At 55.3% G+C, this 23,382-nt stretch carries 19 protein-coding genes and 2 pseudogenes; 6 read left to right on the forward strand and 15 right to left on the reverse strand.

The features are described from left to right. Positions 1-167: 167 nt before the first annotated feature. Positions 168-1,199 (reverse strand): sugar ABC transporter substrate-binding protein, encoded by a 1,032-nt coding sequence (locus tag ACFJIU_RS15980; RefSeq protein ID WP_379061367.1) that lies wholly within the window; start codon positions 1,197-1,199, stop codon positions 168-170. Positions 1,200-1,494: 295 nt separating this feature from the next. Here ACFJIU_RS15980 and ACFJIU_RS15985 point away from each other — a divergent pair, with 295 nt between their 5' ends. From ACFJIU_RS15985 to ACFJIU_RS16000, 4 genes and pseudogenes are all read left to right on the forward strand, one after another. Continuing rightward, positions 1,495-2,643 (forward strand): ROK family protein, encoded by a 1,149-nt coding sequence (locus tag ACFJIU_RS15985; protein WP_379073120.1) that lies wholly within the window; start codon positions 1,495-1,497, stop codon positions 2,641-2,643. A gap of 1 nt (position 2,644) precedes the next feature. Further along, positions 2,645-3,082, forward strand: a complete 438-nt coding sequence (locus ACFJIU_RS15990; protein WP_379061369.1) for an RbsD/FucU family protein — start codon at positions 2,645-2,647, stop codon at positions 3,080-3,082. 4 nt (positions 3,083-3,086) lie between these two features. Continuing rightward, positions 3,087-4,030, forward strand: a pseudogene (locus tag ACFJIU_RS15995) (carbohydrate kinase). A gap of 228 nt (positions 4,031-4,258) precedes the next feature. Next, entirely contained in the window at positions 4,259-5,398 is a 1,140-nt protein-coding gene (locus ACFJIU_RS16000) for a DegT/DnrJ/EryC1/StrS family aminotransferase (RefSeq protein ID WP_379061371.1), read from the forward strand. 109 nt (positions 5,399-5,507) lie between these two features. Here the strand turns inward: ACFJIU_RS16000 and cysQ are convergent. From cysQ to cysD, 3 genes and pseudogenes are all read right to left on the reverse strand, one after another. Then, positions 5,508-6,282: pseudogene (gene cysQ / locus ACFJIU_RS16005) on the reverse strand (3'(2'),5'-bisphosphate nucleotidase CysQ). Between the two features lie 33 nt (positions 6,283-6,315). Further along, on the reverse strand, positions 6,316-8,253 hold the full coding sequence (cysN, locus tag ACFJIU_RS16010) for a sulfate adenylyltransferase subunit CysN (RefSeq protein ID WP_379061373.1): 1,938 nt from the start codon (positions 8,251-8,253) through the stop codon (positions 6,316-6,318). Positions 8,254-8,255: 2 nt separating this feature from the next. Beyond that, the gene (gene cysD / locus ACFJIU_RS16015; RefSeq protein WP_379061376.1) at positions 8,256-9,161 is read right to left on the reverse strand and encodes a sulfate adenylyltransferase subunit CysD; all 906 of its coding nucleotides are present in this window, start codon (positions 9,159-9,161) and stop codon (positions 8,256-8,258) included. Between the two features lie 298 nt (positions 9,162-9,459). Here cysD and ACFJIU_RS16020 point away from each other — a divergent pair, with 298 nt between their 5' ends. Both ACFJIU_RS16020 and ACFJIU_RS16025 read left to right on the forward strand, forming a co-directional pair. Continuing rightward, positions 9,460-10,830, forward strand: coding sequence for a UDP-glucose dehydrogenase family protein (locus ACFJIU_RS16020; RefSeq protein WP_379061378.1), 1,371 nt, complete (start codon positions 9,460-9,462; stop codon positions 10,828-10,830). A 531-nt stretch (positions 10,831-11,361) separates the two neighbouring features. Further along, positions 11,362-12,930 carry a polysaccharide biosynthesis protein gene (locus tag ACFJIU_RS16025; protein WP_379061379.1) on the forward strand — a complete coding sequence of 523 codons (1,569 nt, stop codon included), beginning with the start codon at positions 11,362-11,364 and terminating at the stop codon, positions 12,928-12,930. A gap of 18 nt (positions 12,931-12,948) precedes the next feature. On the opposite strand, the gene ACFJIU_RS16030 is transcribed toward ACFJIU_RS16025, so the two are convergent. The 11 genes from ACFJIU_RS16030 to ACFJIU_RS16080 all read right to left on the reverse strand — a co-directional run bounded on the left by ACFJIU_RS16030 (position 12,949) and on the right by ACFJIU_RS16080 (position 23,329). Then, on the reverse strand, positions 12,949-13,503 hold the full coding sequence (locus ACFJIU_RS16030; protein ID WP_379061381.1) for a sugar transferase: 555 nt from the start codon (positions 13,501-13,503) through the stop codon (positions 12,949-12,951). A 145-nt stretch (positions 13,504-13,648) separates the two neighbouring features. Continuing rightward, complete coding sequence (locus tag ACFJIU_RS16035; protein ID WP_379061383.1) at positions 13,649-14,782, reverse strand: DegT/DnrJ/EryC1/StrS family aminotransferase; 1,134 nt, start codon at positions 14,780-14,782, stop codon at positions 13,649-13,651. Between the two features lie 175 nt (positions 14,783-14,957). After that, complete coding sequence (locus ACFJIU_RS16040; protein WP_379061385.1) at positions 14,958-16,061, reverse strand: DegT/DnrJ/EryC1/StrS family aminotransferase; 1,104 nt, start codon at positions 16,059-16,061, stop codon at positions 14,958-14,960. Then, positions 16,054-16,524 (reverse strand): acyltransferase, encoded by a 471-nt coding sequence (locus ACFJIU_RS16045; RefSeq protein ID WP_379061387.1) that lies wholly within the window; start codon positions 16,522-16,524, stop codon positions 16,054-16,056. The genes ACFJIU_RS16040 and ACFJIU_RS16045 overlap by 8 nt, the downstream gene beginning before the upstream one ends. Continuing rightward, complete coding sequence (locus tag ACFJIU_RS16050; RefSeq protein WP_379061389.1) at positions 16,517-16,921, reverse strand: sugar 3,4-ketoisomerase; 405 nt, start codon at positions 16,919-16,921, stop codon at positions 16,517-16,519. The genes ACFJIU_RS16045 and ACFJIU_RS16050 overlap by 8 nt, the downstream gene beginning before the upstream one ends. Before the next feature lies 1 nt (position 16,922). Continuing rightward, positions 16,923-17,792 carry a glucose-1-phosphate thymidylyltransferase RfbA gene (gene rfbA / locus ACFJIU_RS16055; protein ID WP_379061391.1) on the reverse strand — a complete coding sequence of 290 codons (870 nt, stop codon included), beginning with the start codon at positions 17,790-17,792 and terminating at the stop codon, positions 16,923-16,925. Positions 17,793-17,800: 8 nt separating this feature from the next. Next, on the reverse strand, positions 17,801-18,865 hold the full coding sequence (rfbB, locus tag ACFJIU_RS16060) for a dTDP-glucose 4,6-dehydratase (RefSeq protein ID WP_379061394.1): 1,065 nt from the start codon (positions 18,863-18,865) through the stop codon (positions 17,801-17,803). Then, on the reverse strand, positions 18,862-19,674 hold the full coding sequence (locus ACFJIU_RS16065) for a glycosyltransferase family 2 protein (protein WP_379061396.1): 813 nt from the start codon (positions 19,672-19,674) through the stop codon (positions 18,862-18,864). Before ACFJIU_RS16065 ends, rfbB begins: the two co-directional genes overlap by 4 nt. A gap of 3 nt (positions 19,675-19,677) precedes the next feature. Further along, positions 19,678-20,787 (reverse strand): glycosyltransferase family 4 protein, encoded by a 1,110-nt coding sequence (locus ACFJIU_RS16070; protein WP_379061398.1) that lies wholly within the window; start codon positions 20,785-20,787, stop codon positions 19,678-19,680. Positions 20,788-20,804: 17 nt separating this feature from the next. Next, positions 20,805-21,881, reverse strand: a complete 1,077-nt coding sequence (gene wecB / locus ACFJIU_RS16075; RefSeq protein ID WP_379061400.1) for a non-hydrolyzing UDP-N-acetylglucosamine 2-epimerase — start codon at positions 21,879-21,881, stop codon at positions 20,805-20,807. A gap of 119 nt (positions 21,882-22,000) precedes the next feature. Continuing rightward, entirely contained in the window at positions 22,001-23,329 is a 1,329-nt protein-coding gene (locus ACFJIU_RS16080; RefSeq protein WP_379061402.1) for a hypothetical protein, read from the reverse strand. Positions 23,330-23,382 lie beyond the last annotated feature (53 nt).

The following is a 23,382-nucleotide window of genomic DNA, read 5'->3' on the forward strand; positions in this document are numbered from 1 at the left end:
GGTGAGAGGGTGCTCCGCCAAGAGAGCACCCGCTTAGAGCGCCGCGCGTCCAATCGGACGCGCCAAGGACGCTCTAACACTTAGAAACCGCGCATCGTGCTTTCCGAAAATCGGACCCGATTTTTGGGCCGATGCGCAGGGCAATGTCACGCCGTTGTGGGTTCAGATCAACCCCAGCACTTTGAAAGGCCGGTCTTGACGTCGATGGATTCGACGCCCTTTGCCGGCTTGTCGGTGACCAGGGCCACGCCAGTGTCGAAGAAGCTCTTGCCTTCCGTCGGCTTCGGCTTCTCGCCGCTGTCGGCGAACTTCTTGATCGCCTCGACGCCGAGTGACGCCATCAGCAGCGGATATTGCTGCGAGGTGGCGCCGATGACGCCGCCTTCGACGTTCTTCACGCCCGGGCAACCGCCGTCAACCGATACGATCAGGACGTTCTTTTCCATGCCGACGGCTTTCAGTGCCTCATAGGCACCCGCTGCCGCCGGTTCGTTGATGGTGTGGACGACGTTGATGGAAGGATCCTTCTGCAGCAGGTTCTCCATCGCCTTGCGGCCACCTTCTTCGTTGCCGTTGGTGATATCGTGACCAACGATGCGCGGATCATCTTCATCGCCGATCTTGTTGGGGTCCTTGGGATCGATACCGAAACCGATCATGAAGCCCTGATCGCGCAGCACGTCGACGGTTGGCTGCGACGGGGTGAGGTCAAGAAACGCGATCTTGGCATCCTTGGCCTTGTCGCCGAGCGTGGCTGCAGCCCATTGGCCGATCAGCTTGCCGGCCAAAAGGTTATCGGTGGCGAAGGTGGCATCCGCGGCATCGGCCGGTTCGAGCGGGGTGTCGAGCGCAATCACGAGAATGCCGGCATCGCGCGCCTTCTTGATGGTCGGCACGATGCCCTTGGTGTCGGAAGCGGTGATCAGGATGCCCTTGGCGCCGTCGGCGATGCAACTTTCAATCGCAGCGACCTGGCTTTCGGTGTCGCCGTCGATCTTGCCGGCATAGGTCTTCAGGGTAACCCCCAGTTCCTTCGCCTTGGCGGTGGCGCCTTCCTTCATCTTGACGAAAAACGGATTGGTGTCGGTCTTGGTGATCAGGCATGCGCCGACGTCGGCTGCCGAGGCAGGCGCGGCAAAACTTGCGAGTGCCGCGACCGCAGCACCGAACACGGACGTCTTGAGAACAGAAAATCGCATTGAGGTACTCCTCCCAGAACCAAAGATCGCGGCCAGCTGAATGTGCACCGCCGAGGCGCCCGTCTGCTTTTCCCGGTGAGCTCCCCGGCACAAACGAAACACCAATCGCAACCTCGAGTCAATAATTAAATCACTCTTATTTATTATTGACACACTTGCGGAGCCGGCTGATTCTCGGCCAAAAGTCAGACAAGAAATCACGGGAGGGAGGAAGCTGTTGGACGACGGCGTTCAAAAGCACGGTTCGGGCGAGCCGGCGGCCAGCCGTCTCCACCGTGGCACGAACCAGAGCGGCATGCGTGACCACAATGAGCGGCTCGTGCTTTCGCTCGTGCGCCAGCATGGCGGCCTCGCAAAATCCGACATCGCGCGCATGACCGGCCTTTCGGCGCAGACCGTCTCCGTCATCATGCGTGAGCTGGAGGACGAGGGTCTGCTGCTCAGGCGCGAACCGCTGCGTGGACGCATCGGCCAGCCGTCCATTCCCATGGCGCTCAATCCGGAAGGCGCCTTCTTCATCGGTCTAAAGATCGGCCGCCGCAGCGCCGAACTGGTGCTGATCGACTTCCTCGGCGAGGTGCGCGCGATGCTGCACCACTCCTACCGTTATCCGGCGCCATCGGAGACCGTGGATTTCGTTGCGGCAGGAGTCGCCAAACTGAGATCGGAGCTGACGCCAGCCCAGGACCGGCGCGTCTCAGGCCTCGGCATCGCCGTACCTTTCGAACTGTGGAGCTGGGCCGACGCGGCCGGTGCGCCGCGTTCGATCATGGAGGAATGGCGTCATCGCGACATCCGCGCCGACATCCAGGCGCTGTGTGACTTCCCTGTCTATCTGCAAAACGACGCGACCGCGGCCTGCGGCGCCGAGCTTGTTTTCGGCAATGCCCTGGATGTGCGCGACTTCGTCTATTTCTATATCGGTGCCTTTGCCGGCGGTGGCATCGTGCTCAACGGTCGCATCTACAGCGGGCCGACGGGTAATGCCGGCGCCCTTGGGTCGATGCCAGTGCCTGGACCGGACGGCAGGCCAATGCAGCTCATCGACGTTGCCTCCATCGCGACGCTGGAAAAGGCGCTCGCGCTGCGCGGCGTCGATGCCCAGCACCTTTGGACGTCACCCGAGGAATGGGGCGACATCGGGCCGGAGCTCGACACGTGGCTTGCCGACGCTGCCGATGCCCTCGCCTACGCCATTGCCTCCGCATCTTCCGTGATCGATTTCGAGGAAGCGGTGATTGACGGCTGGATGCCCACCACGATCCGTGCGCGCCTCGTCAAGGCCGTTGGCAGCGCACTGGACAAAGTCGATGCCGAGGGCCTCAAACTGCCAACCGTGCGCGAAGGCACCGTCGGCATCCATGCCCGTGCGCTCGGCGGCGCCAGCCTGCCGCTATCCGACCGTTTCCTCGTCGGCCCAACCTCCACATCCGGAACACTCTGACATGCTGATCGGCATTTCTCCCCTGCTCGGGCCCGAACTTCTTGCCGTGCTGCGCGCCATGGGCCACGGCGACGAAATCGCCATCGTCGACGGCAACTATCCAGCCGAGGAACAGGCTACCCGCCTGATCCGGGCGGACGGCGTCGACCTGGTGCCAATGCTCGATGCCATCCTTTCCGTTCTGCCGGTGGATGACTTTGTCGAAGAAGCGCTGTTCCGCTCTTCGAAAAAAGGCGATCCGAAACTGGTCGACCCCGTCCATGGCGAGATCGAGGCGGTCTGTGCCAAACGAGCGCCCGGTCGCAAGGTGACCGCCATGCCCGGCGCCGATTTCTATGCCAGGGTGAAAGCCGCCCATGCCATCGTCCAGACATCGGAGCCACGGCTCTACGCCAACATCATCGTCCGCAAGGGCGTGATCTACCCGACCGGAGCTTGAGCGCATGATCCTGTGCTGCGGCGAGGCCCTCATCGACATGTTGCCGCGCGAGACCATGGCGGGCGAAGCGGCTTTCGCACCCTATGTCGGGGGGGCGGTGTTCAACACGGCAGTGGCGCTCGGTCGTCTGGACATTCCGGTTGGTTTCTTCACCGGTATCTCGACGGATTTTTACGGCGACATGCTGCGCAACGCCCTTGTCGCCAGTAATGTCTCGCTCGACTTCATCAAGTTTGCCGACCTGCCGACGACGCTGGCCTTCGTACGGCTCAACGCCGGCCACGCAAGTTACCTCTTCTACGATGAAAACACGGCCGGCCGCATGCTGCTTGAAGCCGACTTGCCCGCCGTCGGCGACATGGTTGAGGCCATGCACTTTTCCTGTGTCAGCCTTATCCAGGAGCCATGCGGGGCAACCTATGAAACGCTGATGCGCCGCGAGCACGACAAGCGGGTGATGATGTTCGATCCCAACATCCGCAAGAACTTCATCAAGGACAAGCCGAGGCATCTCGCACGCATGCAGCGGATGCTGGCGCTCGCAGACATCGTGAAGCTCTCCGACGAGGATCTGGACTGGTTTGGCGAGACAGGCAGCCTCGAAGACATCGCCGCGCGCTGGCTTGAACTGGGGCCCAGCCTGATTGTGGTAACGCAAGGCGCCAAGGGCGTGGTGGCTTTTCCCGAAACCATTCGGTTTCGGTGCCCGCCGAGCCAGTCAAAGTCGTCGACACGGTAGGTGCGGGCGACACGATCAATGCCGGAATCCTCGCCTCACTGCGCGATCAAGGACTGCTGTCCAAGCAGGCAATCGCCGGCCTTTCCGAAAACCAGATCCGTACGGTGCTCGCCTTCAGCGCCAAGGCCGCCGCCATCACCGTTTCCCGTGCCGGCGCCAATCCGCCGTCGCGGCGGGAGCTTGTCGAAAGTGCCGCCGTCGCCGGCTAACAGCGGCCGGCGCAATCACATTATGTTTCGCGGATTGCGGTGCCGTTGCGGTCTGCCGCACAAGAAGCGCTGCAAAAGCTTGGCTTTGCGGCTTTTTGCGCAAGCAGGCCGACATCTGCTGGTAACGAGGATCGCCGCTGCCTAAAGCCGCAGCCCGGCTGCAAATCTTTCGCACGGCGTGCAACTCTGGTACCAGCGGCGCGTTATCAGGCAAAATTCGGAACCGACATGCAGTTCATCGATCTAGGCGCGCAGCGCGCACGCATCCACGACAGGCTGAAAGCGGCCATGGACAAGGTCGTTGAGGAAGGCCGCTATATTCTGGGGCCGCAGGTCGCCGAATTCGAAGCCAAGCTGGCCGACTACGTTGGCGTCAAGCATGTGGTGGCTTGTGCCAATGGCACTGACGCGCTGCTGCTTCCTCTCTATGCCTCAGGCATTGGGCCTGGCGATGCGGTGTTCGGGCCAAGCTTCACATTCGCGGCTACCGCCGAGGTGGTGGCGCTGGCCAAGGCCGAACCGATCTTCGTCGATGTCGATGCCAAGACCTACAACATCGACATCGAAAGCCTGGAAGCGGCCATCGCCATGGTGAAGGCCGAGGGTCGGCTGAAGCCGAAGGCGATCATCCCTGTCGACCTGTTCGGCCTTGCCGCCGACTACGACGCGATCATGGCGATTGCCAAGCGTGAGAACCTGCTGGTCATCGAAGACGCGGCGCAGTCCATCGGTGGCACCGCTGACAATGCCAAATGCGGGACTTTCGGGCACGTTGCCGGCACCTCGTTCTACCCGGCAAAGCCGCTCGGCTGTTATGGTGACGGCGGCGCCATGTTTACCAATGATGCAGCGCTCGCCGAAAAGCTGCGGTCCTTCGCTTTCCATGGCAAGGGCGAGACGCAATACGACAATGTCCATGTCGGCATCAATTCGCGCCTCGATACACTGCAGGCGGCGATCCTGATCGAAAAGCTGGCGATCCTGGAAGACGAGATGGTAGCCCGCCAGAAGGTGGCGGCGCGTTATGCCGACGGACTCGGTGACATTGTTACCGCAGCGCGCAACCTCGACGGGACGCGTTCGGCGTGGGCGCAATACGCCATTGAAACGCCAAAGCGCGACGGTCTGAAGGCGCACCTTCAGGAAAAGGGAATTCCGTCCGTCATCTACTACGTCAAGCCGCTGCACGAGCAAGTTGCCTATCGCCACTTCCCGCGCACGCCAACGGGCCTGGCGGTATCGGAGGGCTTGCCAAACCGGATCCTGTGCCTGCCGATGCATCCTTATCTCAGCGAAGCCGACCAGGATCGCGTCATCGAGACGATACGCAACTATATCGGCTCGAACTCGGCGCAGGCGGCGGAATAGGCAACTGCCTTCGCCGGTGTTTGCAGGCAAGTGAGACAGGCGACGCCGGTCGAGCATCGCCTCCGCTACAGCGGTTGTTCAGACACCTCTCCTGGCGGGACAGAAAGCCTCACCTGCCCTTCGCAATGAAGAACGGGTTGGCGAAATCGGCGTCGTCCACCTGGTTGCGCTTGCCATAGATGAGCGGCGCGCCGTCAAGAGTTCGAAGTGCTGCCCCCTGCGGCGCGCAATACCGCGTCTCCCGCCGCTGTATCCCATTCCATGGTGCGACCGAAGCGCGGATAGATGTCGGCCACGGCTTCCGCCAGCAAGCAGAACTTCAGCGACGAGCCAATCGAGACAATCTCGGTCTGGCCGAGCGTCGCGATGTAGTCATCGGTTTCCGCGGTGCGGTGCGAGCGGCTGGCGACTACGGCTAGCGGTGAAGCTGCTGCACGCACGGTGATTGACCGGCGTTCGGCAACGCCGAGGTCGGCATCGACATCTGCCATTTCCGCCCTGCCCGGCCGCCCCGAATAAAGCTTTCCCGAGCATGGCGCGAAGACGACACCCACCTCCGGCGCACCATGGCGTATCAGCGCGATGTTGACGGTGAAGTCATTGCCTCGCTTGACGAATTCCTTGGTGCCATCGAGAGGATCGATCAGGAAGAAGGCTTCGCCCAGCGAAGCCGGCAGGATACCAGCGCTAGCCTCTTCTTCCGCCACGCAAGGGATATCCGGATAGATTTCACGCAGACCGGCCAGGATGATCTGCTCGGCCTGCCGGTCGGCTTCCGTTACCGGCGAGGCGTCCGCCTTGGCGTCGACAGCGCAGCCTTCATGGAAGATGCGCATGATGGCGCTGCCGGCGGCCAGGGACAGCCTTTCGAGTATGGCAAGCATCGCCGCGTCAGCGGTCGCGTCCACGGGGCTCATCTAGATGCCGCCGCCGCTTTCATACTGCGTCTCTGCCTTGTCACGCTCGGCCAGCCAGTCGTCCAGAATATCGACCATCTCTTCAACGGTCCTGCCCACGGTTTGAAGGCGGATCTCCGGGTTCTCCGGCGGCTCGTAGGGAGAATCGACGCCGGTGAAATTCTTGATCTCCCCGCGCAACGCCCGCGCATACAGTCCCTTCGGATCGCGACGAGCGCATTCGTCGAACGGCGTATCGACAAACACTTCGACGAACTCGCCGCCAGCCATCAGTTCGCGCGCCAGACGCCGTTCGGCGCGGAACGGCGAAATGAAGGAGACCAGCACGATCAGACCGGCATCCGCCATCAATTTCGCCACCTCGGCGACACGGCGGATGTTCTCGACGCGGTCGGCGTCGGTGAAACCAAGGTCACGATTGAGGCCATGGCGCACGTTGTCCCCATCGAGCAGATAGGTATGGCGCCCCGTTGCGGCGAGCTTCTTCTCAAGCAGATTGGCGATGGTCGATTTGCCCGAGCCCGAAAGCCCGGTGAACCAGAACACCGCCGGGCGCTGGTGCTTCATGTCGGAGCGCGCACGCTTGTCGACATCGAGCGACTGCCAGTGGATATTCTCGGCGCGGCGCAGCGCATGCTGGATCATGCCGGCGCCGACGGTCGCATTGGTGATGCGGTCGATCAGGATGAACGCGCCGGTCGAACGGTTTTCAGCAAAAGCGTCGAAAGCGATTGGTGTACGGGTCGAGATGTTGACGACGCCGACCTCGTTCATCTCCAGCGACTTCGCTGCTTCTTCCGCGAAATCATTGATGTTGAGGCGGTGCTTCAGCTCGGTGACGGTCGCGCTTGCTTCATCCGTCTCGGTGCGCAGGATGTAGGAGCGGCCCGGAAGCAATCCCTGTTCGTCGAACCACACCAGATTGGCGGCGAACTGATCGGACACCTGCGGGCGCGCATCCGGCTGCACCAGCACGTTGCCGCGCGAGACCTCGACTTCCTCGTCCAGCACCAGCGTTACCGCCTGGCCAGCAACGGCCTTCTGAAGGTCGCCACCATAAGAGACGATGCGCTTGACGCGGGCCGAGCGGCCGGACTTCGCCACCACCACCTCGTCGCCACGCGACACCGAGCCGGACGCGACAGTGCCGGCAAAGCCACGGAAATCGAGGTTCGGCCGGTTCACGTATTGAACGGGAAAACGGAACGGCTGTTCCGCCGAAGCACTGTCAACCGGGACAGTCTCCAGATGCTCGATCAGAGTCGGCCCCTGATACCAGGCCAGGCGCTCCGAACGCATAGAGACATTGTCGCCATAGCGCGCCGACATCGGGATCGGCGCGATGCTTTCGAAGCCGAGGTCACGCGCGAAATCCCGGTATTCGGCAACGATGCGATCGAAGGTGACACGGTCAAAACCGACCAGGTCGATCTTGTTCACCGCCAGGACGATGTGGCGGATGCCAAGCAGCGAGGCGATGATGGAATGACGCCTTGTCTGGCGCAGCACGCCCTGGCGTGCATCGATCAACACGATGGCGAGATCGGCGGTAGAAGCGCCGGTCGCCATGTTGCGGGTGTATTGTTCATGCCCCGGCGTGTCGGCGACAATGAATTTGCGCTTCGGCGTGGCGAAAAAGCGGTAGGCAACGTCGATGGTGATGCCCTGCTCGCGTTCGGCCTCGAGACCATCGACCAGCAGCGCGAAATCGACATCCTCACCGGTCGTGCCGTGCTTGCGGGAATCGCGCTCAAGTGCCGCCAGCTGGTCCTCGAAGATCTGCTTGGTGTCGGAAAGCAGGCGGCCGATCAGCGTCGACTTGCCGTCGTCCACCGAGCCACAGGTTAGGAAGCGCAGCAGCGATTTCTTCTCCTGCGCAGCCAGATAGTCGCGCACCTCGTTGCTCGGCTCGAGGGTCTTTGCCGGAACATGGCGCATTCTCAAAAATACCCCTCGCGCTTCTTCTTTTCCATCGAGCCGGCCTCGTCGCGGTCGATCAGGCGCCCTTGCCGCTCGGAGGTGCGCGCCGTCAGCATCTCGCCGACGATGGCTTCCAGCGTGTCGGCGCTGGATTCGATGGCACCCGTGAGTGGGTAGCAACCGAGAGTGCGGAAGCGCACCAGACGGTTTTCGACCACCTCGTCAGGACGCAGCTTCATGCGGTCGTCATCCTTCAGGATCAGCATGCCGTCGCGCTCGACAACGGGCCGCTCCTTGGCGAAGTAGAGCGGCACGATCGGGATGTCTTCCTGCAGAATGTACTGCCAGATATCGAGCTCGGTCCAGTTGGACAGCGGGAAGACACGGATCGATTCACCAGCGGCGATGCGCGTGTTGTAGATGTTCCACATCTCCGGCCGCTGGTTCTTTGGATCCCAGGCATGGCTGGCATTGCGGAACGAGAAGATGCGTTCCTTGGCGCGCGACTTCTCTTCATCGCGGCGGGCCCCCCCGAATGCGGCATCGAAGCCATACTTGTCGAGCGCCTGGCGCAGGCCAACCGTCTTCATGATGTGGGTGTGCACGTTCGAACCGTGGTCAAACGGGTTGATGTTGTCGCGCACACCGTCCTCGTTGACGTGCACCAAAAGGTCGAAGCCGAGCTTCTCTGCCATCTGATCGCGGAAGGCGATCATCTCGCGGAACTTCCAGGTCGTGTCGACATGCAGGAACGGGAACGGCGGCTTGGCTGGATAAAAGGCCTTCATCGCCAGATGCATGAGGACCGAAGAATCCTTGCCCACTGAATAAAGCATCACCGGCTTGGAGAAATTGGCCGCAACCTCACGGAAGATATGGATGGACTCCGCTTCCAGCCGCTGGAGGTGGGTTAGAGCCGCATTCATGCCACGTACCCTTCATCACAAAATCGACCGCATATAAGAAGCCAACAGCTGATCACATGGAAACAGCCGGACGGCACAATTGCGCTGTAGCAAATAGATGGCATGCCTTACAGGCAAACTACCCCCTTCAGCGGCCATTGCGCGAAACAAAAATCTCCAAAGATCGAAAATCGGAAAAATCCGCACGAGTCGCGCGTCGAGCCAATTCCGGGTTTGCTTGACCGCTCCAATCCCCCTCATTAACAAGACAAGGGCATACCATCCCTACAAGTTATCCAAGAAGAATCCGGAAAGCAGCATGAAAGTCACCATCTTCGGAACTGGATATGTTGGGCTGGTCACCGGTGCCTGTCTTGCCGAAGTCGGTCATTCGGTACTTTGCATGGATGTGGATCAAGGCAAGATCGAGGGCCTTGCCCATGGCAAACTGCCTATCTGGGAGCCAGGGTTAGAGGACATCGTTCGCCGCAATTTGGAGAACGGCAACCTGAGCTTTACAACCGACACTGCCGCGGCGGCACGGCATGGCGAAATCCAATTTATAGCAGTCGGCACTCCTCCTGCAAGCGACGGTGCCGCGAACCTGAGTCACATCTTCGCGGTCGCTGAAGGAATTGCCGCCCACATGGACGGCTACCGCGCGATCGTAACGAAATCCACGGTTCCAGCTGGAACCGCGCGGAGAGTTGCAGGAAGAGTACAGAGTGTTCTTGACGCACGTCACCGTGAGACGACCATCGGCCCGCTACAATTCGACATCGTTTCCAATCCGGAATTCCTGAAAGAAGGCGCGGCGATTGCCGATTTTTTGAAGCCAGATCGCATCATCGTTGGCACAAATTCTAAGCGCGCGGGCGCGCTTATGCGCACCCTCTACGAGCCCTTTAACCGAAACCACAACCGCATGATCTTTATGGACGTCGTCTCGGCAGAGCTTACAAAGTATGCAGCCAACATTATGCTCGCGACCAAAATCAGCGTCATGAACGAACTGGCGAATATTGCCGAGCTGGTTGGAGCCGACATAGAGCAGGTTCGAACCGGGATAGGTTCAGATCCACGCATCGGGTATCACTTTATCTACGCAGGCGCCGGTTATGGCGGCTCCTGCTTTCCAAAAGATGTCAGAGCGCTAGAGCATAGAGCCCGTGAGCTAGGCTATGACGCCGAACTTCTTAGAGCCATTGAAAACGTCAACAACCGTCAGAAGAGCCGGATTTTCCAGAAGCTTGCCCAGTACTTTGGCGGCCTTGACAAGTTGAGGGGAAAAACACTTGCAGTTTGGGGACTCGCATTCAAGCCCAATACCGACGACATGCGCGAAGCGCCAAGCCGAACGCTGATGGAAGCACTGTGGGAAGCCGGAGCCAACGTCCAAGCGTTCGACCCGGTTGCAATGGAGGAAGCCCAACGGCTCTACGGTATCAGGCCTGATCTGGTATTGTGCGACGAGAAATACGACACGCTAATCGATGCAGATGCGCTGATCATTTGCACGGAGTGGCCGCAGTTCAGGGCGCCCGATTTTGAAAAAATCGGGCGGCTTCTAAAAAACAAAGTCATTTTTGATGGAAGAAATCTCTACTCGCCCGCGATATTGGGTGCCAGCGGATGGAAATATTATGGTATTGGTCGAGCTGCCAATATCGACAGCCCGGATAGCGGTTAAGTTTCCAAGAGAGGTACAGCATCGACGCGAAATACCATCGTCGAAAATGCATACTCCTCTCTTTCGAAGCCCCAGAAACAAAGAACAAATAAGATTTATATGAAAAAGAAACCTAACCCTCGCGTGAGTATTGAGAAGCTCACTTCACCAGAGCTTCTACGGAGGTACACTGGTTTTTGCCTGGACATGCTGACAGCACTGTCTGCATTTACGCTTTCTTATGTAACTATTTTCGGGTACGATCTGAAGATCACGAGATCGATACCCGGTATAGAAGAAAAAGCCTTTGGATTCGTCGCCATATTTTTCCTGTTTTACTTATTCTTCTCGGCGCACAGAGGGTCGTGGCGATACGTTTCCATCCCGGATCTTACAAATATAATTCGGGTAAGTTTGTTTACTGTCATAACTTACACTGTGATCTCTTTCCTTGTGACTCGCGGATCGAATCTTCCCCGATCGGCCCCCGTCCTCACGTTACTTTACCTGATAGCAGGCTTGTCCTCCTCCAGGTTAATTTACAGACTGCTAATGGAGCGAGCTTTTTTTGCCCCTTCTAGTGACAACGCTAGTCTCGCGCGAAAATCCCGTAACGTTCTTCTGTACGGCCTCACGGATAATACAGAAAGCTTCATTCGCGCAAATCGCCGCGGAACAAAAAGTGAGTTCAATGTCATCGGGATCCTGGACGACGGATTACTTAATCAGTCCAGAATGATACAAGGGGTGAAGGTACTGGGTGACTTCTCCGCTCTTTCGTCGATTGTTAGCAGATTTGATCAAAGAGGATACAAGATATCCGAGCTTATATTGACAGACGCGGGACACGCTCGAAATCAACTGGCGGAAATTGTTGAAAAAGCCTCAGGCCTGGGCATCAAAGCGTCGCGCATTCCCGACTTCACGGTTACCTCTGCCCTAACCAGTGGTTCTGTCCTGCAACCCAAGGCTATTGAGTTAGGTGACCTACTCGGTCGGCCTGAGGTTGTTGCCGACCTCAAAGTTGTATCCGATATGCTCAATAACAAGATCATTCTAGTTACCGGAGCTGCTGGCTCCATTGGATCGGAGTTATGCCGTCAGATTGCCGCATTCGGTCCAAGGCAACTGATCCTCACCGACAGTTCGGAGTTTCATCTCTATACCCTGGATATTGAAATTCGCGAATCTTATCCGAGCCTGGATGTTATTACGTGCATCATGGATGTGCGCGACAAGGCCAGGGTCTCAGCCTTATTCTCTAAATTCCAACCGGCATCCGTCTTTCATGCGGCGGCTCTCAAGCATGTCCCCCTAGTGGAAGACAATCCGCTGGAAGCCATCAAGACCAATTTACTGGGAACGCGAAATGTCGCCAACGCAGCTGTTGAACACGGCGTTGCGAACTTTGTCATGATTTCAACCGACAAAGCGGTCAATCCAACCAATGTCATGGGGGCCACGAAACGAGCGGCGGAAGCCTACTGTCAGTCACTGGATGTCGATTCGCCTAAGACACGCTTCAAAACCGTGCGTTTCGGCAACGTGCTTGGATCCAACGGGTCCGTGGTGCCTCGCTTTCAGAAACAGATCATAGACGGCGGCCCCATTACGGTTACCCACCCGAACATTGTTCGCTTTTTCATGACCATACCTGAGGCGGTTCGATTGGTTCTGAACGCCTCGGCCCACGATGAGGATGAGCAGGAAAAGCGCGGCAAGATCATGGTGCTGGACATGGGTAAGCCAGTTCGAATTGTTGACCTGGCAGAACGCATGATACAGCTCGCCGGATTTCGACCCTATGTTGATATCGAGATCATCTATACGGGACTACGACCTGGCGAAAAGCTTTACGAAGAGCTTTTCGATCCGTCGGAAGTGCAAAAGATGCAGACAGCGGATGGATACGTCGTTGCATCCCCGCGCGTTACCGACAAGACCCTGCTTCTGAAGTCGCTCGCTTCACTCGAAGACGTTATCACACATGAGAATGCCGCACGAGCGCTTGAACTTCTGACACACATCGTTCCGGAGTATAAAAAAGCTGGTGAGAATGCCGCGCATGAGAATGCCGCGCATGAAAATGCCAGCAACAGGGCCGACATCCCTCGCCTTTGAGAAAAGGCCGGGAAAAAATTATATTCCGACCTTGTCGCCCTGTCCGCCGCCGGAAACTGTTTTCAGGATAATCAACAGATCGCCGAGAAAGGTAGCGGTCTCCAGGTACTCGGCGTCAATTCGGGCAAGGCGTACCGGGTCGGACATGTCGATGCCCCGGACCTGTGCCAGCCCTGTAATGCCTGGACGCGCCTCAAGAACCCCCAAAGCCTGTCGCTCCGAAACCAGCCTGTCTTGCGAAGGAAGGCAGGGGCGAGGGCCCACAAAGCTCATCTCACCTTTTAAGACATTCCAAAGTTGGGGTAGCTCGTCAATTTTTGTACGCCGCAGAAACTGACCGGTTGGAGTTATGAGCGAAACAGTCGCCTCATGTGTGGGAACCGATGGCGACCCATAAAACATGGTTCGCATCTTGTAACAGCAAAAGTGCTTTCCCCTGCGCCCGACTCGCACCTGACGAAATATGCCTGGCCCTGGTGAAGTCCAACGCACAATGAAGATGCCAACTGCGATAAACGGCGCGAAAATTATGAGCGCTAATGTGGCCGCGACAATATCAAAGAGCCTTTTCATAGAAAGCATTTCCACGGCACAATTTGATCTGCCTTCAACTAGTGAGCAGACTGCTGCTTAACCCCGATCGCGGGCGTCGTCATCGCCACAAATAACCACACGGCGCTTCGCAACGCCCATAGCAAAAATGTTGCGGTTCCGCTTGTTAACCGCCGACAGCCTCAATGATTACATCTTGGGTTTCTCTTGTCAGGTAAGGATGCATTGGCAAGCTGACTACGCGTTTGGATAGATCATCACTGATCGACAAACCTGCCGGATCGCTAGGGAAGTCTTTATAAGCATTTTGACGATGAAGAGGGACAGGATAGTAGATGACCGTCGGTATTCCCGCGTCTTTGGCCCGCGCCTGAAACGCATCGCGCTCCCCTTGATCCCGCATCTTCAAGGTGTATTGCGCCCAGATGCTGGAAGAACCATCAGGAACATAAGGAGTGGCATATCGATTCGATAGCCCGGAATTATACCGTTCAGCGATCCGTTGACGCGCTTTGGTTTCATCCTCATAGATGGCCAGCTTCTCGATAAGAATGGCCGCCTGGAGCGTATCCAGCCTGCTATTCATACCAATCCGATCGTTGTAGTATTTATGAGTGCCCTTCCCGTGCACCCGAAAAGAGTCGATCAAGCTGGCCAGATCATCATCGTCCGTGAAGACGGCACCGCCATCTCCATAGCAGCCAAGTGGCTTTGCCGGGAAAAATGATGTCGTGGTGATGTCCCCAAGAGAACCAGTCATCCTGCCCTTATACACACCGCCGAAGCCCTGGGCACTGTCTCCAACCACGAACATGCCGTTTTCGCGTGCAATCGAAATGATCGGATCGTAGTCAGCGGGCAGCCCAAACAGATCAACCGGGATGACACAGGCCGGCCTGAACCCTGCGGATTTGGCAAAAATTATCGCACGTTTGAGGCTTTCGGGATCCATGTTGAATGTATTCTCGTCGACGTCGACAAAAATCGGCGTCGCATTCAGAAACGGAACAACTTCCGCGGTAGCCGCGAATGTAAAAGCGGGAACAAACACCGCATCACCAGCCTTGATACCCAAAGCCATCAAGGCCAACTGCAAAGCATCTGTACCATTCGCACATGATAGACAATGCTTGGCGCCGCAATATTCAGCGATTGCTCGTTCAAAATTGGCAACATGAGGACCCATTATGTACTGGCCCTCATCCAAAACATTTGAAATGGCTAAGTCCAGATTGCTGCGAATCCGGCTCTGCTGAGCAGCAAGATCAATAAAAGGAATAGCCATGTCTTTGACACTCATAGATTTTCTTTTTGCGAACGCGGCCGAGGAATGACGATGGCCGTTGGGCAGCTTCTATACAAAGCGCCAGATACCGGCAACCATATTCCGACCGAGGAGATCGAAGGCCGCCTCGTGCTTCGAACGAAATAGCAGCAAAGCAAATGTCCATTTGCAATGCCCCTGAGCCACTCAGTTACGAAAGGAACGAATTAACGCCGGCAATAACCGCCTCTATCTCCGCCTTTGCCATGGCAGATGAGATCGGCAGACTTAAGGCCTCATCGTGAATCGACTCCGTCAATGGCAGGCTCAAAGAAGACAGTTCAGGGTAAGCCTTCTGTCGATGTGGCGGAATTGGGTAATGGATAAGTGTGTGAACACCCAATGCTTGTAGATGCGCTTGCAGTTCTGGACGTCTGCGGCAACGCAAGACAAACAGGTGCCAGACATGGCCAGCCTCATCATTGCAGAAGGGAACCGTAACCGCTTTGTTGTGGATACCACTTCGATACGCGCCCGCAACACGACGCCGAGCTGAAATCTCACCATCGAGGTGCTTCAATTTAACATCAAGCATCGCCGCCTGAATGTCGTCCAGCCTGCTGTTCACACCCTGGAAGTCGCAACGATATTTTTCTATCGATCCATAGTTTCCAAGCGAGCGAACAGTCCTGGCGAGATTTTCATCATCTGTTGTCATCGCTCCAGCATCACCGAGCGCTCCCAGATTCTTCCCAGGGTAGAAGCTGAAACCTGCGGCATGCCCCCAACTCCCGGCACGCCGACCTGCGATTTCGGCTCCATGGGCTTGAGCCGCATCTTCCAGGACGAGCAGATCGTGCTTACTTGCAAGCTCCATGATCCCCGGCATATCGGTTATCTGCCCATAAAGATGAACCGGCAGAATGACCTTTGTCCTGGCAGTCAACGCACTAGCTACCCCGGCGACGCTAAGATTGAATGTCCTCTCATCCGGCTCGACAAGAACGGGAACGAGCTCGTTTTCCGTAATTGCCAAGATGCTAGCAATGTAAGTGTTGGCGGGAACTATGACTTCGTCTCCCGGCCGCAAGCGACCGAGCACTTTCCAGGCGCGCAAGGTGAGCACGAGGGCATCGAGCCCATTGGCCATGCCCACGCAGTGCTTCGTGCCGCAGTAGGCTGCGAAATTTTGCTCGAAAATGGATAATTCCTTGCCACCGATATACCAACCGGAATCGATGACGCGTGCGCAGGCGTCAAGCAACTCATCTCTATAGGACCGATTGACGGCCTGGAGATCTAGAAACTTAATCATGCGGGAGCTTTCTGATAATTTGCGCAGGATTGCCGACGACGACGCAATATGGCTCCACATCCTTTGTGACGACCGCACCGGCGCCAATCATCGCATGTTCACCAATGATGATCCCTGGCAGTATCGTCGCATTTGCACCGATACTTGCGCCCCTTCTAACCGTTACACCTAGGAATTTCTCCGGATATGCCTTTGAGCGAGGCATTCTGTCATTCGTGAAAGTCGCGTTTGGTCCGATGAAAACATCGTCTTCAATACGGGTGCCGTCCCAAAGGAAGACTCCGGACTTAAGAGTCACATTGTTGCCGACAACTACGTCACCTTCCACAAAAGTATGAGCACAGAGATTACATCCCGAGCCAATTCGAGCCCCCTTCAACACCACGACATACTGCCAGATGCGTGTATCCTCTCCAATTGCAACGCCTTCTGCTACATCGGCGAAAGGATGGATCTTAGGCATGTTTCACGGCTTTCAAGAATTCATCGTAGTCGCGGATGTAATCCGCCTCATCATATAGCTCGCTGGCTAGGACCAGCAGCACACAATCGCCCGAGAAATCATGCATTTCCCGCCATGTCATATTGCCGATAAAAATTCCGCTGTCCGGCGAATCCAGCAAAGCTTCGCTGCGCTCAACGCCATCATCCAGAACCATCCTACAGCGGCCTGCTACACAGATGGCCACTTGCTGCAAGAGCTTGTGGGCATGAAAGCCTCGCGGATGGTCTGACGACATACCCGTCATGTAATAAACCCGCTTGATCGCAAAAGGGATGTTACGATTACCCTCCAGCGCAACCAGAGTGCCTCTGTCATCACCCAATGAGCGAAAATTCAAGCGAATGATCTCGGGCATTTCAGTTGCCCGCCGCTAGAGAAAGTAAATATTGCCCATATCCGTTTTTTGCGAGCGCATCGCCTTTACTTTTAAGCGCAGCAGCATCAAGCCAACGGTTGTAGAATGCAATTTCCTCCAGGCAGGCGATTTTGAAACCCTGCCTGTGTTCTATAGTTTGCACGAACATGCTCGCCTCCAAGAGGCTTTCGTGAGTGCCTGTATCGAGCCAAGCAAACCCGCGACCAAGAATCTCAACGCTCAAATTACCGCGATCAAGGTAGGCTTGATTAACGCTGGTGATCTCCAATTCACCCCGATGGGAAGGCTTAACATCCTTAGCGACGGCAACGACGTCATTGTCATAGAAATAAAGACCGGTAACCGCGTAATTTGACTTCGGATACTGAGGCTTCTCCTCGATTGAAATCGCACGCAACTCTTCATCGAAGGCGACAACGCCGAAGCGCTCCGGGTCCTTCACCTTGTAGCCGAATACAGTCGCGCCCTTTTCGCGTGAGACAGCGCGCTTGAGCATGGGGGTGAAGCCTTGCCCATAAAAAATGTTGTCCCCCAGAACAAGGCAGACCCCGTCCTTGCCAATGAACTCTTCGCCAATAATGAACGCTTGCGCCAAGCCATCGGGACGTGGCTGAACGGCATAAGAAATCGAGATACCAAACTGCGAACCGCTACCGAGAAGACGCTCGAAACTGGACCGATCCTCGGGTGTCGTGATGATCAACACATCGCGAATTCCAGCCAGCATCAACACCGACAGCGGATAGTAGATCATCGGCTTGTCGTACACTGGCAACAGTTGCTTCGACACACCAATGGTAATGGGGTAGAGCCTTGTTCCCGAGCCTCCCGCTAGAATAATGCCTTTCATCAAAATTCCTAGATATCTGCGCCCAGGCGCTCGCGCTGATAGCTGCCGTCCTGAACGTGCCTGCACCACTCTCGGTTGCTCAAATACCATTCAACGGTTTTACGCAACCCTGTCTCAAACGTCTCAAGCGGCTTCCAACCCAGTTCGCGCTCGATCTTGGTGGCATCGATAGCGTATCGCTTATCATGGCCGGGACGATCCTCCACATGAGCGATCAGATCCTCATAACGGGTAAAGTCTCCTTGTTTTTCAGGAGCAAGTTCTTCGAGGATTGCGCAAATCGAACGAACAACATCGATGTTGCGTTTCTCGTTGTGCCCCCCGATATTGTAAGTCTCACCGGATTTCCCTTTGGTAGCGACTTGATAGAGCGCTCGCGCGTGATCCTCCACATAGAGCCAGTCGCGGATCTGATCGCCAGCTCCATACACCGGCAGCTTTTTCCCCTCCAAAGCATTGAGGATCATGAGCGGAATCATCTTCTCTGGAAAATGATATGGCCCGTAGTTGTTGGAGCAATTGGTGATGATCGTCGGAAGGCCATATGTACGCCGCCAAGCACGGACCAGATGGTCCGACGCAGCCTTGCTTGCTGAATAAGGAGAACTTGGCGCGTAGGGCGTGGTCTCTAGAAAAAGCGCTTTGGGGTGATCGAGATCACCATAGACCTCGTCGGTCGAGACATGATGGAATCGAAAAGTATCCCTTCGTTCGACACTCAGTCCTTTCCAGTACTTTCGTGTCGCCTCCAGAAGGGAATAAGTGCCAACGATATTAGTTTCGATAAAGGCAGCGGGCCCGTCAATCGAACGGTCTACATGTGATTCGGCTGCCAAATGAATCACTACATCAGGTTGATAGCTATTTAGTATCCGATCCAGAGCGGAGCTATCGCACACGTCCACTTGTTCGAATGTGTACCGATTACTACCTCCGATCTCCGCAAGGGAAGTCAGATTTCCGGCATATGTTAGCTTGTCAACATTAAGGACGCTGTCGTTGGTATCCCGGATAATATGACGGATGACAGCAGAACCGATGAATCCTGCACCTCCGGTAACAAGTACTTTCATGAACGCGTTGCCTCAATTCTATACAGGACTGGACGCAATATACGATCGAGGCCAAAATGAAGACAAGTTGAAACAAGCCGCAAAAACGGAGATGTTATAGAAATATTCTTTTTTAGAACCTTCATTTTTTCACCGAAGAGCGTACCGGTTCGCCGCATCTTAATCAGCGAGCTCTCGCTGTGGACACGGTAGAGTAGAAGATTTTCACGGACACAGCAGAAACGGGTATGTGCCGATGCGCGAAGCAGAAAATCCCAATCTTCAAGCTTGAGCCCTGTCTCATCGAACCCGCCGATTTTATCAAAAAGACGACGAGTGAAGAGCATCGTTCCCGCCGGCACGAAATTGTAGACCGTAAGCCACGGCTTGACGGCACCGGAAAAGAGAAATGACGATGAGCGACCTTCCCGCCGCCCTTCGCCAAAGGTCTCGGCATTGCTGTAGCAAAGTTCGCAATCGGGAGCCTGCTGGAGAGCCACCAATTGGGTACGGAGCTTGTCGGCTCGCCACATATCGTCGGATGCTAGAACGGCGATATGTGAACCGACCGCGTGTTCGCGAATAGCACGGTTGAGGGTTCTGCAAAGCCCTTCATTGTGCTTGGTAACAAGGCGGAACGCGGACGTGTCCGCACCATGGAGACGCTTCAATAACTCCACGCTCCCGTCAGTCGATCCGTCGTCTATGACGATAAGGTCGAGTTCGAACCCGCCCTTTTTCTGCCTAATGACGCTCCCGATCGCATCAATCACATAAGTTGCGTGGTTATAACTCGGTATGACAACGCTGACGGTAGTGGAAGGAGCCATTGCTCAGTGCCCCAGGATCGACTTGTAAAGTTCGACCAGTTTCCGTCCTTCGCTATCCCAATTATAGCGCGCCAGAACTGCTTCACGGCCGCGCTTGCCCATGGCTTGGCCGGCCTCTTGATCACGACACAGTCGGTCTATGGCCTGAGCGACATCTTGAGGCTTCGTCGGATCGACACATAAGCCACATTCGTTGCCTTCTATGATGCTACGCCAAAGCGGAAAATCCGATCCCACCACAGGTATACCAGCGGACATGTATTCAAACATCTTGTTCGGCTGCGAATCGATATGATTCGGCGCAGGGAGGAACGTCACAACTCCGGCCGCAGAGTTCTCCATAACCCTGCGAACTTCAGAACGTCCAACAAATCCATGATCATCGACCTTGGACCACCCGGCGCTCTCTCGACAGCGCCGACCGGTTTCCTTCTCGGTAAAATTACCGACAAGGGCGAGTCTCACCTCTTCAGACGTTAATGCCATTGCATCAACCAACTGCGGAACGCCACGAATACTCGTCATCGCCCCGACGTAGCAAACATGCTTGCGCCTTTCATCCCAGGAAAGATATTCGCTCAACTCTTCAAGCAGAGGATAGTTATTGATATCGACCGCCCGACAACCCGATCTCTCAAATTTTGACCGAATAGTCGGCGTTGCCGTCACAACAAAATCCATCTTCTTACAAGCATAATTTTCAAAGATAGAAAAAGAGCCAGCAATAACTTTACGCAATCCTCTTTTCAGATAGGGCTTTGTCATAATGTCGGCAGGGAAATCTTCGTGAGCATCGAAAATTACCCTCCGCCCCTGCGCTTTCAACTTTAACCCAACTGGGAGCAGCTCAGGGTCATGTAAGTGATACAAATCTGCGTCCAACAGGCATGCCCGCTTATAGACAAGCTGCGTTGTAGCCATCATTCGACGCAACCGCCCACTTCCCGAGACGCCAACGTCGATGACCTGCACGCGGTCAACTTCCTGATCGCCTTTGCCATCAGCCACAACCAAAGTCGTATGATAGCCCGCACTCGCCAAAGTTCGGCACTGCTTTCGAAAAATCCGCACGTCGTCGCGCGGATGAACGGATGTTAAATGAGCAACTCTCACAATTCGGCACCCCGGAACTAAACTGTCCGCGCGACCAATTCGTCGGCAATGCGGATCGCTGCATGCCCCCCTCCATAGAGGGAGGCATCATCTACAACACGCGTGCCAAATTTACTGACCGAAGCAGCAACAATCGCCGCTTCGTTCGCGCCGGCAAGTACGTTAGCATCAATCTTTACCAATTCGGTCCACTCTGTCTGATCGCGCATCGTCACGCAGAATTTCCCGAAGAAAAATGCTTCCTTCTGAACACCGCCACTGTCGGTGATTACCAATTCGCAGCGGCTCAGCAGCCAGAGCATCTCAAGATAGCCAACCGGATCAATAACGGTGACACTCAGTTTAAGCCCATGATTTTCAATAGCTTTTCGAGTTCTCGGATGCAATGGCAGCACAACAGGACCAAGTCGCCGCTGAACTTCATTTAGAGCCTGAACAATCGCAGCCAGACGATCCCTGCTATCGGTATTTTCAGCACGATGCAAAGTTGCGATAATAAACCCGCCCTCAAACTGAAGGCCCAGAGGCCTTGCGGCTTTGCTTGCAAATGCGATCGCGGAATCCTGCATCACATCACCCGCATTAATGACGCTAACAGCCTTTCTGCCGAACCCTTCAGCTTCGAGATTTTGAACCGCAGTTTCAGTCGGGCAAAACAGAACGTCGCTGACCTGGTCGGTCAATATCCGGTTTACTTCCTCGGGCATCTCCATGTTGAAGCTGCGAAGGCCAGCTTCGACGTGCGCGACGGGAATATGAAGTTTGATTGCCGCCAACGCGCCAGCCAAGGTCGAATTGGTGTCCCCGTATACGAGAACCCTGTCAGGTTTTTCCGCTAGCAGGATACGTTCGATTTCGACAAGCATCCGGCCCGTCATCTCACCGTGTGAGCCACCGTGGATATCTAGCAGATGGTTTGGACGTGGTATGCCAAGCTGCTCGAAAAAAACGTCGGACATATTCGCATCGAAATGCTGCCCGGTATGAACAAGAATCTCCTTAAGGTGGGAATGTTTCGCCACCGCCTTTGCCACGATACCAGACTTCACAAACTGCGGTCGAGCGCCGACAACAGTGACGATCTTTGCAACCAAATCTATCTTCCTTATGGCGCAACGCGCGCGACAGTTGGCGTTCCGTGGATTATTTTACCGCCAACGTCAATCAAGTGACGCTCACAGCGCGGAGAGACCCGGCAGCCTCACCAAGACGCTCAAGTGCCTGTTCCCAGAGAACGACGAACCGCAGCGCTCCCTGATGTCGACGCAGAAGGTTTCACGAGAATCCTATGTCGCGAAATAAGGAAAGCGCCTGCAATCATCAACCCCCCTCCACCGGTCAGCAATGCAGTCGGCAATGGTGTGTCGATGAGCTGAATAACAAAAGGCAACAACAACACCAGATGCGCTCCAGGGGTTAAAACTCTACGCAGAGCCACAAAAAAAACGACAAGGATTGGAAGCCCAATCCATCCCAAATTCGTAAACATATCAACTGCGAACCCGGCCGTTGCATTATCCCCTGAAACATAAAACGCTTTACCGATCAATTTTCCTGGCAAATCATCATATCTATATGTGAAAAATGGCGATAAGAAACTATATGAATAGAGCAAGGGCTCTCTAAAATACTCCGCATATCTGAATGCGATATCAGCTGGCATAATTAGAAATCGCTGAACAAATGTTGGGATCCAAACCTCTCCCAAATCGAAAATAATCTTCGCCAAAACGACACCGACCGCCATCGTTGGCGCCATAAGCCAAGCAAATCCATACACCGAGATCAAATGAAGAAAAAGCAATATCGGAAGCATAAGTATATACACTTTGTTCCCGGACGCAGAGAAAATCATCATTATGAATATTAAGGCGATTAATTTGAACAAAATCTCTTTCGATATGATCAAAAGGTATATTGCAAAAACATAAACAGACCAAGAGAAAAGATAGGTTAGCAATCCCTTCGGGAGCCATTCGTTGAATGCGGCGCGAAGGGTGTAAGCAGAACCAAAATCAGTCAGAACAGGCGCGCCGAACCGGAGATATAGGAGAATTCCCAAGTAGATAATAATAGCAGAATAGATAATGCTAAAAATTTTTGTATAACCACCACCAAGAAGTGGCAAAGAAGGCGATTTCCATCTCACGCCGATGCTCAGTGACAAGATAGATACCCAAAACAATGTCACAAACCCAAAATAAGAGTCTGATCCTGCCGTGATCCACCATGCCACGGTTACCGGAACGTAAGACGTTAGAAACAAGAAGGCGAGACCAACATCAAATACGTCAAGCCTACGATTCAAGAATGCAGAATAGACAGCGGCGGTGACCGACAAAACCGCAATGGAAAGAAAATACTTCGAAGAAAATGGGGACCCAACGGTTGCGATGCCATATTGCCCGAATTGGCGAGATGTTTGCCAAGCAAACCAATCGCAGGCAAGGCGATACAGTAGAACCAATGTAAACTGGATCACCAGTCTATGAGATGGCCGCAATACCACAAATGAATGCGACCGGTTCACCATATTGTTCATCTCATCTTTTACTACAAACCTATCAAATAGGATTGATTTCCAGCCAACCTGAT

The sequence above is a fragment of the Mesorhizobium sp. UC74_2 genome (genome assembly GCF_042701485.1).
Lineage (GTDB): Bacteria > Pseudomonadota > Alphaproteobacteria > Rhizobiales > Rhizobiaceae > Mesorhizobium.

What these genes read in the sequence shown, in the direction of transcription:
- ACFJIU_RS15980 (WP_379061367.1), bottom strand. Translation starts at nt 1,199, where the DNA reads ATGCGATTTTCTGTTCTCAAGACGTCCGTGTTCGGTGCTGCGGTCGCG.
- ACFJIU_RS15985 (WP_379073120.1), top strand. Translation starts at nt 1,495, where the DNA reads ATGCGTGACCACAATGAGCGGCTCGTGCTTTCGCTCGTGCGCCAGCAT.
- ACFJIU_RS15990 (WP_379061369.1), top strand. Translation starts at nt 2,645, where the DNA reads ATGCTGATCGGCATTTCTCCCCTGCTCGGGCCCGAACTTCTTGCCGTG.
- ACFJIU_RS16000 (WP_379061371.1), top strand. Translation starts at nt 4,259, where the DNA reads ATGCAGTTCATCGATCTAGGCGCGCAGCGCGCACGCATCCACGACAGG.
- cysN (WP_379061373.1), bottom strand. Translation starts at nt 8,253, where the DNA reads ATGCGCCATGTTCCGGCAAAGACCCTCGAGCCGAGCAACGAGGTGCGC.
- cysD (WP_379061376.1), bottom strand. Translation starts at nt 9,161, where the DNA reads ATGAATGCGGCTCTAACCCACCTCCAGCGGCTGGAAGCGGAGTCCATC.
- ACFJIU_RS16020 (WP_379061378.1), top strand. Translation starts at nt 9,460, where the DNA reads ATGAAAGTCACCATCTTCGGAACTGGATATGTTGGGCTGGTCACCGGT.
- ACFJIU_RS16025 (WP_379061379.1), top strand. Translation starts at nt 11,362, where the DNA reads ATGGAGCGAGCTTTTTTTGCCCCTTCTAGTGACAACGCTAGTCTCGCG.
- ACFJIU_RS16030 (WP_379061381.1), bottom strand. Translation starts at nt 13,503, where the DNA reads ATGAAAAGGCTCTTTGATATTGTCGCGGCCACATTAGCGCTCATAATT.
- ACFJIU_RS16035 (WP_379061383.1), bottom strand. Translation starts at nt 14,782, where the DNA reads ATGAGTGTCAAAGACATGGCTATTCCTTTTATTGATCTTGCTGCTCAG.
- ACFJIU_RS16040 (WP_379061385.1), bottom strand. Translation starts at nt 16,061, where the DNA reads ATGATTAAGTTTCTAGATCTCCAGGCCGTCAATCGGTCCTATAGAGAT.
- ACFJIU_RS16045 (WP_379061387.1), bottom strand. Translation starts at nt 16,524, where the DNA reads ATGCCTAAGATCCATCCTTTCGCCGATGTAGCAGAAGGCGTTGCAATT.
- ACFJIU_RS16050 (WP_379061389.1), bottom strand. Translation starts at nt 16,921, where the DNA reads ATGCCCGAGATCATTCGCTTGAATTTTCGCTCATTGGGTGATGACAGA.
- rfbA (WP_379061391.1), bottom strand. Translation starts at nt 17,792, where the DNA reads ATGAAAGGCATTATTCTAGCGGGAGGCTCGGGAACAAGGCTCTACCCC.
- rfbB (WP_379061394.1), bottom strand. Translation starts at nt 18,865, where the DNA reads ATGAAAGTACTTGTTACCGGAGGTGCAGGATTCATCGGTTCTGCTGTC.
- ACFJIU_RS16065 (WP_379061396.1), bottom strand. Translation starts at nt 19,674, where the DNA reads ATGGCTCCTTCCACTACCGTCAGCGTTGTCATACCGAGTTATAACCAC.
- ACFJIU_RS16080 (WP_379061402.1), bottom strand. Translation starts at nt 23,329, where the DNA reads ATGAACAATATGGTGAACCGGTCGCATTCATTTGTGGTATTGCGGCCA.